Origin of the sequence: Winogradskyella immobilis (assembly GCF_021887715.1) — a bacterium.
In the GTDB taxonomy this organism is placed as follows: Bacteria; Bacteroidota; Bacteroidia; order Flavobacteriales; family Flavobacteriaceae; genus Winogradskyella; species Winogradskyella immobilis.
Genome location: NZ_JAIQXX010000001.1, coordinates 295,492 through 310,720, shown reverse-complemented (window position 1 = coordinate 310,720; position 15,229 = coordinate 295,492). Strand labels below are relative to the sequence as shown.

11 protein-coding genes are annotated in these 15,229 nt (G+C 31.2%); 7 read left to right on the top strand and 4 right to left on the bottom strand.

Annotated elements, in window-relative coordinates; genetic code table 11:
- Positions 1–106: 106 nt before the first annotated feature.
- Entirely contained in the window at positions 107–838 is a 732-nt protein-coding gene (gene ubiE, locus K8Z87_RS01380) for a bifunctional demethylmenaquinone methyltransferase/2-methoxy-6-polyprenyl-1,4-benzoquinol methylase UbiE (protein WP_227475658.1), read from the top strand.
- Between the two features lies 1 nt (position 839).
- Positions 840–1,553 carry a type IX secretion/gliding motility protein PorT/SprT gene (gene porT, locus K8Z87_RS01375; protein ID WP_227475657.1) on the top strand — a complete coding sequence of 238 codons (714 nt, stop codon included), beginning with the start codon at positions 840–842 and terminating at the stop codon, positions 1,551–1,553.
- On the opposite strand, the gene K8Z87_RS01370 is transcribed toward porT, so the two are convergent.
- Positions 1,546–2,274: a TrmH family RNA methyltransferase gene (locus tag K8Z87_RS01370; protein WP_227475656.1), complete on the bottom strand. Its 729-nt coding sequence runs from the start codon at positions 2,272–2,274 to the stop codon at positions 1,546–1,548. The two genes, porT and K8Z87_RS01370, sit on opposite strands and share 8 nt — an antisense overlap.
- 105 nt (positions 2,275–2,379) lie before the next feature.
- Here K8Z87_RS01370 and tamL point away from each other — a divergent pair, with 105 nt between their 5' ends.
- The 3 genes from tamL to accD all read left to right on the top strand — a co-directional run bounded on the left by tamL (position 2,380) and on the right by accD (position 7,069).
- Positions 2,380–4,983 (top strand): translocation and assembly module lipoprotein TamL, encoded by a 2,604-nt coding sequence (tamL, locus tag K8Z87_RS01365; protein ID WP_227475655.1) that lies wholly within the window; start codon positions 2,380–2,382, stop codon positions 4,981–4,983.
- Positions 4,984–5,104: 121 nt separating this feature from the next.
- Entirely contained in the window at positions 5,105–6,172 is a 1,068-nt protein-coding gene (gene fbaA / locus K8Z87_RS01360; RefSeq protein WP_227475654.1) for a class II fructose-bisphosphate aldolase, read from the top strand.
- A 39-nt stretch (positions 6,173–6,211) separates the two neighbouring features.
- Complete coding sequence (gene accD, locus K8Z87_RS01355) at positions 6,212–7,069, top strand: acetyl-CoA carboxylase, carboxyltransferase subunit beta (protein ID WP_227475653.1); 858 nt, start codon at positions 6,212–6,214, stop codon at positions 7,067–7,069.
- Positions 7,070–7,113: 44 nt separating this feature from the next.
- Here the strand turns inward: accD and K8Z87_RS01350 are convergent, their stop codons facing one another.
- From K8Z87_RS01350 to K8Z87_RS01340, 3 genes are all read right to left on the bottom strand, one after another.
- A complete protein-coding gene (locus K8Z87_RS01350; protein WP_227475652.1) occupies positions 7,114–10,212 on the bottom strand; it encodes a T9SS type A sorting domain-containing protein in 3,099 nt (1,032 codons plus the stop codon).
- A gap of 83 nt (positions 10,213–10,295) precedes the next feature.
- Complete coding sequence (locus K8Z87_RS01345; protein WP_227475650.1) at positions 10,296–10,904, bottom strand: Riean_0653 family protein; 609 nt, start codon at positions 10,902–10,904, stop codon at positions 10,296–10,298.
- A gap of 187 nt (positions 10,905–11,091) precedes the next feature.
- Positions 11,092–12,213, bottom strand: coding sequence for a helix-turn-helix domain-containing protein (locus tag K8Z87_RS01340; RefSeq protein ID WP_227475649.1), 1,122 nt, complete (start codon positions 12,211–12,213; stop codon positions 11,092–11,094).
- Positions 12,214–12,452: 239 nt separating this feature from the next.
- On the opposite strand from K8Z87_RS01340, the gene rpsO reads away from it, so the two are divergent.
- Positions 12,453–12,722 (top strand): 30S ribosomal protein S15, encoded by a 270-nt coding sequence (rpsO, locus tag K8Z87_RS01335; RefSeq protein WP_227475648.1) that lies wholly within the window; start codon positions 12,453–12,455, stop codon positions 12,720–12,722.
- Positions 12,723–12,938: 216 nt separating this feature from the next.
- Positions 12,939–15,173: a polyribonucleotide nucleotidyltransferase gene (locus K8Z87_RS01330; protein WP_227475647.1), complete on the top strand. Its 2,235-nt coding sequence runs from the start codon at positions 12,939–12,941 to the stop codon at positions 15,171–15,173.
- Positions 15,174–15,229: the final 56 nt, after the last annotated feature.

The following is a 15,229-nucleotide window of genomic DNA, read 5'->3' as shown; positions in this document are numbered from 1 at the left end:
CAAATATACATTTATTTTTGAGTGAAACATTGATTTTTAAACCAATATAATATTTAAACAACATCTGTAAAAATCTAATAATAGGTTATATTTGCAAAAAAAATTAATGACCGAAAAAGTTAAACCCTATAAAGACAGCGCGCTTAACAAAAAGCAACAGGTCACTAAAATGTTTGACACCATTTCTAAAGAATACGATGGGTTAAATCGTGTGATTTCTTTTGGCATTGATGTTAAATGGAGAAATAAGGTTGTTAAAATTGTTGCTGATAAAAACCCAGAAACCATATTAGATATAGCCACAGGAACTGGTGATCTTGCTATAAACTTAACTAGTACTAACGCTAAGCAAATTATTGGTTTAGATATTAGTGATGGCATGCTTGAGGTTGGGCGTCAAAAAGTTAAATCTAAAAATTTAGATGGTATTATTGATATGGTTATCGGAGATTCTGAAGACTTACCATTTGAAGACAATAGTTTTGATGCTATAACAGTAGCTTTTGGTGTTAGAAATTTCATGAATCTAGACAAAGGGTTATCCGAAATTTTAAGAGTTTTAAAACCTAACGGAGTCTTTGTTATTTTAGAAACTTCAGTACCTACAAAACCTTTTTACAAACAAGGGTATAAATTCTATTCAAAATATATATTACCAACTATAGGCAAGGTGTTTTCTAAAGATCGAAGTGCTTATAAATATTTATGTGAATCTGCTTCTGTTTTTCCATATGGAGAAGCTTTAAACAATATTTTAAAACAAATTGGGTTTATAAATGTCGAGGACAAACCTCAAACATTTGGTGTAGCTACAATTTACACAGCATCTAAAGCATAATATGAAAAAATTAATTAGTGTTGTAATCATTTTATTAATCTCTAGTAATAGTTTTGCACAACTATTCACTAAAGAAAAAATACCTAACCTAGAAAACATGGACAAAAAAATATTGTCTTGGGGTTATTTTTTAGGTTTTAATAGTTACGATTTTCAGTTTAATTACGAGCAAGATTTAGATGATATCTTAGTTGACACTACAGTTGGTTTTCAAGTTGGTTTAACCGGTGATTTAAGATTAAATGACCATCTTAACTTGCGTCTAGAGCCAGGTGTGTTTTTTACGACACGTAATTTACAATACAATGAAAGTGCTTTTGGAGGTATAGATTTTAGGGCTTCTGACTTAATTAGAGAGGTAAAGTCAACGTATATACATGTTCCGTTATTATTAAAGTTTTCTGCCAATCGCATCAATAATTTTAGGCCTTTTATTGTAGGTGGATTATCTACAGCTATAAATTTATCTAGTAATGAAAACAATCCAGATGATAATAGTTCAGGCGAATTTAGAACGACAAATAGCAACTACTTTTATGAAATAGGCTTTGGTATAGATCTATACCTTACTTATTTTAAATTTACACCATCAATCCGTGGAGTGTTTGGACTTAATGACGAACTGGTTAGAGATGAAGATCCTAATAGTCCATGGACTGGCAATGTTAGATCAATGAAAACAAGAGGCATCTTTATTAATTTCACTTTTAGATAAAAGAACGTTTAAATTCACTTAAGCAAATTGAAGTTGCTGTAGCTACATTTAAACTTTCAGTTGCTTTTAAGTTTCCAAACCTTGGGATTGTCAATTTAGTATCTACTAATGTTTCTATGGTTTTTGAAATACCATTTGCTTCATTTCCTAAAATTAAAATACCTTCTTCAGGCAAAACAGATTCATAAATAGATTCACCCTCTAAAAAAGTGCCAAATTTTTCGATTTTAGATGCCTTTAAAAAATCTTCCAACTCTATATAACTAACATTAACTCGAGTTAAAGAGCCCATTGATGCTTGTACTACTTTAGTATTATAACAATCTACTGTTGTTTTACTACAGATTAAATCTTTAACACCAAACCAATCGCAAAGCCTAATAATAGTCCCCAAATTTCCTGGATCTCTAACAGCATCTAGTGCAATTATAAGTTTTGAATCTTCTATCGGTTTACTAACAGGTATCTTAAAAATAGCTAAAGCTGTATTTGGTGATTTTAATTGGCTTATTTTTTTTAATTCTGCTTCAGAAATTACAGTTGTACGACTTTCATCCGTATCAAAGATTGAAGTTATTGTATAAATATGTTGTAATTCTATTTTAGAATTTAAAAACTCTGTAATCCCTTTTACACCTTCTACCGTAAATAATCCGTGTTGCTCTCGGAATTTTTTTTGAGTTAAACTTTTAATTAACTTTATCTGATTCTTTGATAACATTAAAATGTCTTTACATTTGTTAACGCAATAATAGTTTAAAAATTAATACTTTTTTGGACTAATTTTTGTTTAGATAAAACAATATCAAAAAAATTGATATAAAATTTGAATTCTAAGTACAGCAAAACAACAACTAATATAAGTTATGTATCGGCAATACATAAGAGTTTAGCTCTGCTATTGCTGGTATTTATATTTTCTTGCAACGCTGTAAAGCATGTTAAAGACGGCGAGCATTTATTAACTAAAAACACTATTGAAGTTGACGGTAAAGTTAACACTGAAGAACGTGTTAATAATATTCCGCTTCAAAAACCAAATACAACATTACCTATTCCGTTTACAAATATTCCTTTTAGACTGCACATACACAATCTCGCAAGACCTAATATAGACTCTATTCTTCAAACTAAAGTGTATGATGATTCTTCTAAAGTGAGACGCAAAACAAAATTGCTGTCTAGAAAACAATTAGATAAAGAAATCTTATCTCGTAAAAAATTTAATGCTTGGTTAAAAAGAAGCGGAGAAGCACCAACCATATTAAGTGAAGACCGTACTGAAAGAACTAGTGAACGGTTACGAAAATATTATTACAAACGTGGTTTTATAGATAATACTGTTGATTTTGAAATACAACGTGACTCCAACAAACGTGCTCAGGTAAAATACACTGTAAACAAAAACGCCCCATATACATTAGATTCATTGATAACCAACATTAAAACTCCAATAATTGATTCTATATATAATAGAAATACAAATACCTCTTTTATTAAAAAAGGACAACAATATGATGAAGACAATTACATTAAAGAGATTGGACGTATTAATAATTTAATGCGTAATTCTGGAGTCTATCATTTTACACAAGATTATTTACGTGTTGAGATTGATACATTTAAGACAACAAATACTTTTAATGCAGAACTCTTTATAACTGACAGAGTTATAAGAGATGACAACAATAATACGCGCACAGAGCCTTTTAAAGTCTATAAAATTAAAGATGTAAATATTTTTACAGATGCTACTAATGAGAACAGAATAGCTAATAAAAAAATTACAGATAGTATTACTAGTAACGGATATCGTCTGTACAGCTACGATCAACTTAAATTTAAACCTCAAGCATTAACTGACGCTGTTTTTATTGAAGAAGGCAGTCTCTACAGAGATATTGATCGTACAAGAACATCTCGTTATCTTAACCAATTACAAATGTTTAAATCCTTAGGTATAGATTATATTCCTAATGAACAAGACACGACTTTAACAGCTAATATTTATTTATCTCCAGATAAAAAATATTCTTGGACAAATGAAGTCAATTTATCCCAAAGTAATATCCAAACTGCTGGTGTAGCTCTGAGTACAGGCTTAAAAATTAGAAACGCTTTTAAAGGTGCAGAGACTTTAGATATTTCATTTTTAGGGTCTATTGGAGCTTCAAGAAATAGTAATGCAAATGATAGTGGTGTATTTTTTGACATTAACGAATTTGGAATCACAGCTGCGCTAACTATTCCACGCTTTTACATTCCTTTCAATACAGACAGAATTATACCAAAATTTATGTCTCCTACTACCAAAATCAATATTACAGCCACTGGACAACAGAATATTGGGTTGGATAGACAAACCTTATCCTCTGTTTTTGCTTATAATTGGTTTCCTTCAAATGCTGTGACTAACAATCTTGAATTATTTAATATTCAATATGTACGAAACTTAAACGTTGGCAATTACTTTGATGTTTATGCAAATTCCTTTAATCGACTAAACACAATCGCTCAAGATATTGGTTTTATAGGCAGTGATGAAATTCTATTAATAGATGATCCTAGATCTTTTGAACCTGCCAATACATTTATACAAGAAGTAATCGATGGAAATACATCATTAACACCTGATGATAACGATTTTATTGCCGTCAGTAATATTGAAGAACGAAGACAACGATTAACAGAAGACAACCTTATTATATCTACAAATTTTGATTATAAGAAAGATTGGAGAACTAATAATACCAATAAATTTTCTTCATTTAAATTTCATGTTGAGCTTGCAGGAAATATTTTATCTTCTATATATAATTTAACAGGAAGTCAAAGGAATGAAGATGGACGTTTCGAAGCTTTAGGCGTAACATTCTCTCAATATTTTAAAACGGAATTCGATTATATTAAATATTGGGACTTTGGCGGTAAAAACATTTTAGCTATGCGTAGCTTTTTTGGCGTTGCTATTCCGTATGGAAACTCAGATAATATTCCTTTTGCTGAAAGTTATTTCGCTGGTGGCCCAAACGATAATAGAGCTTGGACTGCTTACGATTTAGGTCCTGGTCGTTCTCAAAATATTGAAGAATTTAATGAAGCCAATCTAAAGTTACATTTTAGTTTAGAACAACGTTTTAATCTTTTTGGAAGTATTGACGGAGCTATTTTTATTGATGCTGGTAATATTTGGAATGCATTTGGAAATGTAGATGATGACCCTGATTCAACATTTAATAATCTAGAAGATCTACAAGACATTGCAGTCGGTAGCGGTTTTGGTATAAGATATGATTTTGATCTCTTCGTATTACGTGGAGATATTGGTTTTAGAACCTATGATCCTTCATTAAATCAAAGTAATCGATGGTTTAGAGATTACAATTTCGGAAATGCCACATATAACATAGGAATTAACTATCCTTTCTAATATTACTCTTAAAAGACTAAATCGTTTTCGTAAAAATATTGAGCATATAGTCTAATGAGATATAGACTTACTCTCTATTTTTATGTATTTTTGATATCTTATAATCGCAATAAATAAAAACATGAGTCATTCTATAAAACCAGGAGTTGCTACAGGCACAGAAGTACAAGCTATTTTTAATTTAGCTAAAGCAAAAGGGTTTGCATTACCCGCAGTAAATGTTGTAGGCTCTAACTCTATCAATGGAGTTTTAGAAACTGCTGCTGCTTTAAATGCGCCTGTAATTATTCAGTTTTCAAATGGAGGTGGCGTTTTTAACGCTGGTAAAGGTTTAAGTAACGAAAATCAAAAAGCAGCTATTGCTGGTAGTATTGCAGGAGCAAAACATGTTCATCAAATGGCAGAAGTTTATGGCGTGCCTGTTATTTTGCACACAGATCATTGTGCAAAAAAACTTTTACCTTGGATTGATGGGTTATTAGATGCTAGTGAAACACATTTTGCCGAAACAGGAAAACCTTTATATAGCTCTCATATGATTGATTTAAGTGAAGAACCACTTGAAGAGAATATTGAAATATGTAAAGCGTATTTAGAGCGTATGAGTAAAATGGGAATGACTTTAGAAATTGAACTTGGCATTACAGGTGGCGAAGAAGACGGAGTTGACAATAGTGATGTTGATGAATCTAAATTGTATACACAACCTGAAGAAGTAGCATATGCTTATGAAGAATTAAGTAAAGTTAGCGATCAATTTACTATTGCTGCTGCATTTGGAAATGTACATGGGGTTTATAAACCTGGAAATGTAAAATTAACCCCAAAGATTCTTAAAAACTCGCAAGAATATATATCAGAAAAATATGGTGTAGAACATAATCATATCGATTTTGTATTCCATGGTGGTTCTGGTTCTACGGTTGAAGAAATTAGAGAAGCTATAGGTTATGGTGTTATAAAAATGAACATCGACACTGATATGCAATACGCATTTATGTCTGGTGTTAGAGATTATATGGCTGATAAAACAGCCTATTTACAGACTCAAATTGGCTCGCCTGATGGTCCTGATTCTCCGAATAAAAAACATTACGACCCGCGTGTTTGGTTACGTAAAGGTGAGAACACTTTTGTTGAACGTTTAAAAAAGGCATTTGAAGACCTAAATAATGTAAATACTTTATAAATTTGCATCCACTAACTATACGAACTAAATACAAATAGGATGGCTTGGTTTAAGAGAAAAGATAAAGGCATACAAACCGCTACTGAAGAAAAAAAAGATACTCCCAAAGGACTTTGGTATAAATCTCCTACCGGAAAAATTATAGATACCAAAGAGCTTGAACAGAATTTCTATGTTAGTCCTGAAGATGGTTACCACGTAAGAATTGGAAGTAAAGAGTACTTTGAAATTCTTTTTGACGATAATAAATTTAAGGAGTTAGATACTGGATTAACGTCTAAAGATCCTTTAAAATTTGAAGACACTAAAAAATATCCTGACCGCTTAAAAGCTGCTCAAGCTAAAACCAACCTTAAAGATGCTGTAAGAACCGCCATAGGAAAATCTAAAGGCAAAGATTTAGTTATTGCTTGTATGGATTTTACTTTTATAGGTGGATCTATGGGAAGTGTTGTCGGAGAAAAAATTGCACGTGCAGCTGATTATGCTTTAAAGAAAAAGCTACCATTTATGATTATTAGTAAATCTGGTGGTGCTCGTATGATGGAAGCGGCATTGTCTTTAATGCAATTAGCAAAAACTTCTGTAAAATTAGCACAGTTAGCTGATGCTGGCATACCTTACGTTTCATTATGTACAGACCCTACTACTGGAGGTACAACAGCTTCATTTGCAATGTTAGGAGACATTAATATTTCTGAACCTGGAGCTTTAATTGGTTTTGCTGGACCACGTGTGGTAAGAGATACCACAGGTAAGGAATTACCAGAAGGGTTTCAAACTTCTGAATTTTTATTAGAACACGGGTTTTTAGATTTTATCACGCATAGAAAACACCTTAAAGATAAAGTAAATCAATATATCGATTTAGTAACTAATCAACCAATAAGAGCATAAAAAAAGCGACCCAATGTGGTCGCTTTTCATTTATAAATTAACTTTTATTTCTTTATGATTTTTAAATTGAAATCCCTTTCGTTAGTGCTAACTTTAATATAGTAAATTCCTGCACTCAACCCTTTAAGGTTAATTTGTACTTTATCTGAATCTTTTAAATAAGAAATTTCTTTTACTTTCACCATTAATTGGTCAAATATTAAAACTTTATCTATTTTTAAAAATTCTTTTTTAACATTAGTTTTTCTAGATCTTAATGAAATATTAACTAAATCATCGGAAGGGTTAGGGTAGACATTTATAAACTTTTCATCTAATATTTCTGAAGAACGAGAAGGAGTTATCCCAATCCCACCTTTGCCACCTGATGAATCATGTGTTATGTAATCAGAATATGTTGAACCAACACCACATTTGTTTTGACCTTTTAATCTAACATATCCATTGATACCACCTGTGCCTGTAAAAGCTACTATTCCATTAACAGAACTAGAAGTTTGCAATTGTTGCCAATTAAATGAAGAAAAATTAAATGAACTTACTGTAGAATAAGGAAGAGGCAAATCCCACATATAGGATGTAGCTCCATCTATATTTCCTGATAAATAATTAACAACACTTCCTGTTAAAACTTGTCTTGGTCCTGAAAACCCATTTGGATTTGTTGGTTTACCTAACCATACCTCTTTTTCAACTTCTATATTATTTTCAAAAATCGCTTTTATTGTACCAAAACTTCTATGGTCAGAATTTGTTCTGATAGTAATTGAATTACCTGTACTACTCAAAATTTGTATATTATTAGAAACTTCCCAAGTAGCAACATTTCCCGGTACTTTACAATTATTAAATGTATAAGTTTCTATTTCTCCACTGCAAATTATTTCTTCTCCAATTAAGTTATTCGAATTAACTGGAAAATAAGGATCTTGTGTATTACCAGCTAATTCTTGCAATAGCCAATTAACACTATTTTCTGTAAAAGAAGTATGTTGTTCATTTACTTTAGGTCCAAAATAACTATCAAAAGGAATTTCATTAGAGCAAACTAAATTTCTATCTAGCTTTTGTCCCCAATTAAAATTAGGATTATTAAAACCTAATGCACTAACTGTAGGTATAAAAGAGTGCACTTGCTTATTAGTACGAGACTCAAAATGATCTCCCCAAATACCAAATAGACCAAGTGCAAATTCCCCAAAGTTTAATCCATTATCCCAATTTGAAATACCTACACTTTGACCAATAACTGAGTTATGAATCTGATCTTCGCTATTAAACAAACCTCCTGGCAATACATCTAGACTACCTCTAGGATTGTTATTAGTATAAGAAGCTGTTCTTAAGGGCTTTAATTCTCTCCATAATCTTGCAACTTGTTTATTAACTCCAATAGATGGCATATAATTGGTATTCATTTCAGCAACTTTAATAGTCCACCAAAGTTGATCTACAAAACCGTGTACTCTAAAATCTTCTTCTGCTTCAACACCAACTTTTACACCTTCTAATGATCCATTAACTATTGCTATTTTTCTTAAATTTTGTGGATACCCATTAGAGTTTGGCAAACCATTTGATTCCATATTATTATAATACTGTTGATGAACTGGTGAGCCTCCATTTAAATAATCTGGTAAATGATTAATTAAATGTTGTTCTATTAATTGTTGATTAGATGCTGTAGATTTTAATTGATTAAAATAAAAATCTTCAGCAGCAACGCTATCACCAAAGACATCTAACAAATTTATCATAGACTGAATACCCATTGGTATATTAGCCCCTAAATGTGGACTATCAATACTTACCCATAAACGTGTATTATGATTAATATTGTGTTTCTCCATATAAGCAAGCGCATAACGGCTTATTTGTCCGCCCATACTAGGACCAACAATAACTAATTCTTCACTGCTATTATTTGTAAACAATGTATTATTTAGGTGCTGATAAAGTGAAACATGGCTTAATGCATTACGCTCTATATAATCTGCACCGCCGTCTATTACCTTAGTCCCTCTTGTATAAGTAGGCTGATTGACTAAAATGACATCATAACCAAGATTTCTTAAAACAGGAATTAGTTCTTGTTTAGTTCCTTGGTTATCAAAATAAATCATGAATTCTTCTATAGATGTATGCTCTCCTGAAGGCAGTGGAGAATCTTCATCTTGTATTTTTCGTTTATCGCCAGGGTCGAACCCATCAATTATTATAATAGGCTTTAAAAGGGTACGTTGGGCATTACCTCCATTAGTATGATAAAACACTCTATAGTCTAGCTCCCCAAAAATTGGAGATGTTTCATCATAACCTTGAAATGGTATTGTAGACACAAAGCCTTTTACATCTTCAACGAGGGGATCTGTTCTATTTAATACACTTGTTTTATTTACTATAGATGAATTCGTTTTTACATGAAATTTCCCATAAGTAATCTTGGTAGTACCGTCTTCATAAGTTGCTTCAAAGGTTATTTTTTTATAACCACTTTCAGCATACTGTATAACTAATTCATTTTGTTTATAGTTGTTTTTAGAGTATATAATATAATTTTCGTTAGTATCAAAATTTGCTTTTATAGATTCTATTTTATTATTGTGGTCTTCAAAAAATAATTTCTTTTTAAACTTAAATGTTATTAAAGATCCAACAGCATATTTTAAAAGTGGTGAAATAATTAATAGATCCTCACTAAGGAACGGAGGATTGTCATTAATTTGAGTAAAAATATTACCATTAAAGCTTAATGCTCCCAATGATTCATCTTCACTATTATAGTTAAGTCTATATAGTGTATTATGTATTACACCTATATCTACTATGCTTAAATCAGCTTCTTCTTTGTAATCTTTCCTAGCCTGTTTTGCTGGTTTATATTTATCTTTTTTTGAAGATTTATATAACTCTTGCAATGCTTGCTCAAAAAAACTTAAAGTGCTTTCATTCCTAGTCTCATTATTAAAGCCAACTAAATTGGCTAAGGGAGTAGTCCTCTCATAAAGAAAAGAAGACTTTAATGTTTTTTTGTCTATGTTTATAAGCATACTATCAATATCTGGCTCTGGCACATTGATTTCTTGAGCATAAAATAAGTTAATAAATAGTAAAAGAGAGGTGTAAGTAATAAAGTTTTTCATAATTTTGAAGTGTTAATAGATGAAGCATTTTTTATTTAAAAGTTTTATTTATGAGGGTGCTATTGGCGTAGCACCCATTTTTTTTAAGGAAATGAGGTGTCTGCTAACGTATCCCACTTAATATCAAAACGTCCTTGGGTAATTTCTATAAAGTCGTTAGGATCATCTCTATTTTGCACAATACAATTAAATGTCCCTGAAACAATTCTATTTTCGGAATCATAACGTGTTATGGTTAATGTCCCACTATCCTCAATAGAACAATACCATCTAAAAATTTGTTCATTCTCATCCCAAATACGAGATCTAATATTTAAACTTGGGTTAGCATCCACATTATCTTGACAGTTACTTTCTTTAACATTATATATTCCTTCTCCATTTTGATGCAAATCAACAAAATGAATATCCAGTAGTTCTCCATTTCCCGATTTAAAATCTCTAACAGAAATTTCATTATATAAGTAATTTGGGAACTCCCCTAAAGAAATAAAGCTCATCCCAGAATCTGGCCCCAAAGTAGATCCTGAGCCATCTCTTGGTATTAATAACTGTCCATCTATAAGACACCCAAAGGTATTAGCTCCCGTTTGTGTAATTGGAGGTAATCTAAGTTCTGGTTCATCATCAGTATTACTACAGCTATTAAATAATATACTGTATATACAAAAAACTAAAAGTGTTACTCTCATAATTATATTTTTTTAGCTAGTTAAAATTAGTTATGCTCTTAAAAAAGGTGTCCAAGATTCTCTAAATTATATAAATCTGGACATTATTTTTGAAGATTAATCTTTATTAAATTTGATGTTGTTAATGTTAACATGAAGCTGAAATCCTAATAAAAAGCGTGGAAAGTGGCAGATATACTATGAAATTTTAATTTTTTGATCTAAATTGAGAAGGCGTAAGAAACGTGAATTTTTTGAATGCTGTATAGAATGTTGATTTAGAATTAAAACCGCATTCTAATCCAATAGTTACAATTGTGTATTTATTAAAACTATCATCAGACAGTAGTTTTTTTGCTTGTTCAATCCGCAAAGCATTTATATAATCTGAAAAATTAAAATCATTATAATTGTTAATTATCTTAGAAATATGACTAGAACTCATATTCAATTCCTCACAAAGTTTATCTAAACTAAAGTGAGGATCTAAAAATCTATTATTTTTTAGTATATAATTATTAATTGTATTGAAATCATCTTGATATTTTTCTAATAATTGACTTGATATGTCTTTTCGACTCCCATTAGCTTGTCTGGTATTATTTGTAATAGAACGACGTAATAAAATTCTATTTCTTAGAATATTATATCTATAAAACCCTTGATAACCTATCCAATATAACAAAAAAGAAGTACCTAACCTAAGTAAATAATAAGCCCATTTATCTCCCATAGAGTTCATTATTATAGCAAAAATCCAGAAAAGGAATATAACACCTCCTAAAATCAAAAAAAACTTTATCCATTTTATATCATCATAAGTTTGTATATGATTATATAATTCTCTTTGTTTAAAAACGAGATATGAGGATTTAAAAATTATAAACAAACCAAATGCAGCATTACAAATCTCTTCAATTGAGGTATAATTTTCTATAATAAGAGTACTTCTCCCCTCTTTAGTATATAACACATAAAGAATCAAAGAAATTCTAATTAGTATTTGTAATAAAAAAAATAAAATCGAACCTTTTAATATGTTTTTTATTTGTTTTTTTACTCTTAGATAATTGACTAAAAACAAATAAAACATAGGAAACATCATCATATACCATGGTATAAGTAAATTTTTAATAAAAAATAGGTTAGAAGAAAAACCTACATCAATTAACCAAGCTTGTAAATTATTTAATGAAAGAAACAAAACAGTTAAGTTTAAGTATATAATAACCTTAACCAAACTCTTCTTGTTAAATAAAGTAACAACATTAAAAACAAAGCCTTGAATAACTCCTGCTATTAATATATAATTGAAGAATGTAATGCCCATTTAAAAATCCTATTATGTTTAACCTAAATAAAAGCATAATCGAGTTTATAATTAATCATAATCTGCATTATTAAATATAGGGAAGTCTAAATATAAATAATAAAATGGAAAAAAGTCATTAAACTTTAACTAAAGTTTAAAAAGTTAAAAACTCTCTTTAAATTCTTAAAAATTACTATATTTGCCGCCTGAAAGAAAGACTTTCAGTATACATAAAAATCATTTACAATAATATTAGCATGTATTTATCAAAAGAAGCTAAAGAAGAAATCTTCTCAAAACACGGTAAAGGAGCAAACGATACTGGTTCTGCAGAAGGACAGATTGCATTATTTACAGAACGTATTAACCACTTAACTGAACACTTAAAAAACAATCGTAAAGATTATAACACTGAGCGTTCATTAGTAAAACTAGTAGGTAAAAGAAGATCTCTATTAGATTACTTAACTAAGAAAGATATTTTAAGATATCGTGCAATTGTTAAAGAATTAGGATTAAGAAAATAATCTCAATATAAAGACCACGCCTAATAGCGTGGTTTTTTATTTTATATAACGCAATCGAAAGCGTCTAAAATTCGAATTGAAGAAGCTTATACAGTTTTTCATTGGTCACACAACAACTACAATTTATGCTGAATTTATTTCAGTGCACAACAACACAGCGACCATTGTTTAACAAGACTTTGATTTTTAATATCAAAGCGTGAATTAAAAAAAATTATGATTCCAAAGACTTACAAAGAGGTCATTGACCTAGGTGATGGTAGAGAAATTTCTATCGAAACCGGAAAATTAGCAAAACAAGCGCATGGTAGCGTTGTTGTGCAATCAGGGAAATGTATGTTATTATGTACAGTAGTTTCCAATTACAAACAGGCAGATGTGGACTTTTTACCACTAACTGTAGATTACAGAGAGAAATTTGCAGCCGCAGGACGTTACCCAGGTGGTTTCTTTAAAAGAGAAGCAAGACCAAGTGATGGTGAAGTATTAACAATGCGTTTGGTGGATCGTGTATTACGTCCATTATTCCCTAAAGATTATCACTCTGAAACACAGGTAATGATTCAATTAATGTCTCATGATGATGATGTTATGCCAGACGCCATGGCAGGTTTAGCTGCTTCTGCTGCGATACAGTTATCAGATTTCCCGTTTGAATGCCCAATTTCTGAAGCTAGAGTTGCGCGTGTAAATGGCGAATTTGTAATTAACCCAACAAGAGAGCAATTAGAAGAATCTGATATTGATATGATGATTGGTGCTTCAGCTGATTCTGTAATGATGGTTGAAGGTGAAATGGATGAAATTTCTGAAGAAGAAATGGCTGATGCGATTAAATTTGCTCACGAAGCAATTAAAGTACAATGTGCTGCTCAAGTACGTTTAGCTGAAGCTGTTGGTAAAAAAGAAGTACGTGAGTACGATCCAGAAAGATCTGATGACGATTTAGCAAAGAAAATTTATGATATGGCATACGACAAAGTGTATGCTGTAGCAAAAGCAGGTTCTTCTAAGAAAGAACGTGGTATGGCTTTTTCTGAAATAAAAGAAGAAATTAAAGCAACTTTCTCTGAAGAGGAATTAGAAGATTACGGCGGATTAGTATCTAAATATTATGCTAAAGCTGAAAAAGCAGCAATTAGAAATTTAACTTTAGATGAAGGTTTACGTTTAGATGGCCGTAAGACTACAGATATAAGACCAATTTGGTGTGAAGTAGATTACTTGCCTTCAACTCATGGATCTTCAGTATTTACACGTGGTGAAACTCAAGCCTTAGCTACTGTAACTTTAGGAACATCTAGAGATGCAAACCAAATAGATATGCCTTCTTACGAAGGTGAAGAACGTTTCTATTTACACTATAATTTCCCACCATTTTGTACAGGTGAAGCAAGACCAATCCGTGGAACATCTCGTAGAGAAGTAGGACATGGTAATTTAGCACAACGTGCTTTAAAAGGTATGGTACCTGACGATTGTCCTTACACTGTAAGGGTTGTGTCTGAAGTATTAGAATCTAACGGTTCGTCTTCTATGGCAACAGTTTGTGCAGGTACAATGGCAATGATGGATGCTGGTGTACAAATGACAAAGCCAGTTTCTGGTATTGCAATGGGATTAATCTCAGATGCTGATTCAGGAAAGTATGCTGTATTATCTGATATCTTAGGTGATGAAGATCACTTAGGTGATATGGATTTTAAAGTAACTGGTACTGCAGACGGTATTACGGCTTGTCAAATGGATATTAAAGTAAAAGGATTATCATACGAGATTTTAGTGAATGCACTACAACAAGCTCGTGATGGTCGTTTACATATCTTAGAGAAGTTAACAGATACAATTGCGCAACCAAATGCAGAAGTTAAGGAGCACGCTCCAACAATGATTACAAGACGAATTCCTAATGAATTTATTGGAGCATTAATTGGTCCTGGTGGAAAAGTGATTCAAGAATTACAAAAAGAAACTGAGACTACTATTGTAATTAATGAAGATCCTGTTACTGAAGAAGGTATTGTAGAAGTTCTTGGTGTTGGTAGTACAGGTATTGATGCTGTAATGGCAAAAATAGATTCTTTATTATTTAAGCCAGAAGTTGGTAGCGTTTACGAAGTAAAAGTGATTAAAATGTTAGATTTTGGTGCTGTTGTAGAATACATAGATGCACCAGGAAACGAAGTGTTATTACATGTATCTGAATTGGCTTGGGAACGTACAGAAAATGTGTCTGATGTCGTTAACATGGGAGATGTATTTGATGTAAAATACTTTGGTGTAGATTCTAGAACACGTAAGGAAAAAGTATCTCGTAAAGCAATTTTACCTAAACCAGAAGGTTATGTTGCGAGACCACCAAGAGATAATAACCGTGGACGTGATAATAGAGGTAGAGATAATCGCGGACGCGATAATCGTAAACCTAGAGAAGATAAGAAAGAAGATTAATTCTTTTGTGGAAATTAAAAAACCGTTTCATAATTATGAAACGGTTTTTTTATTAT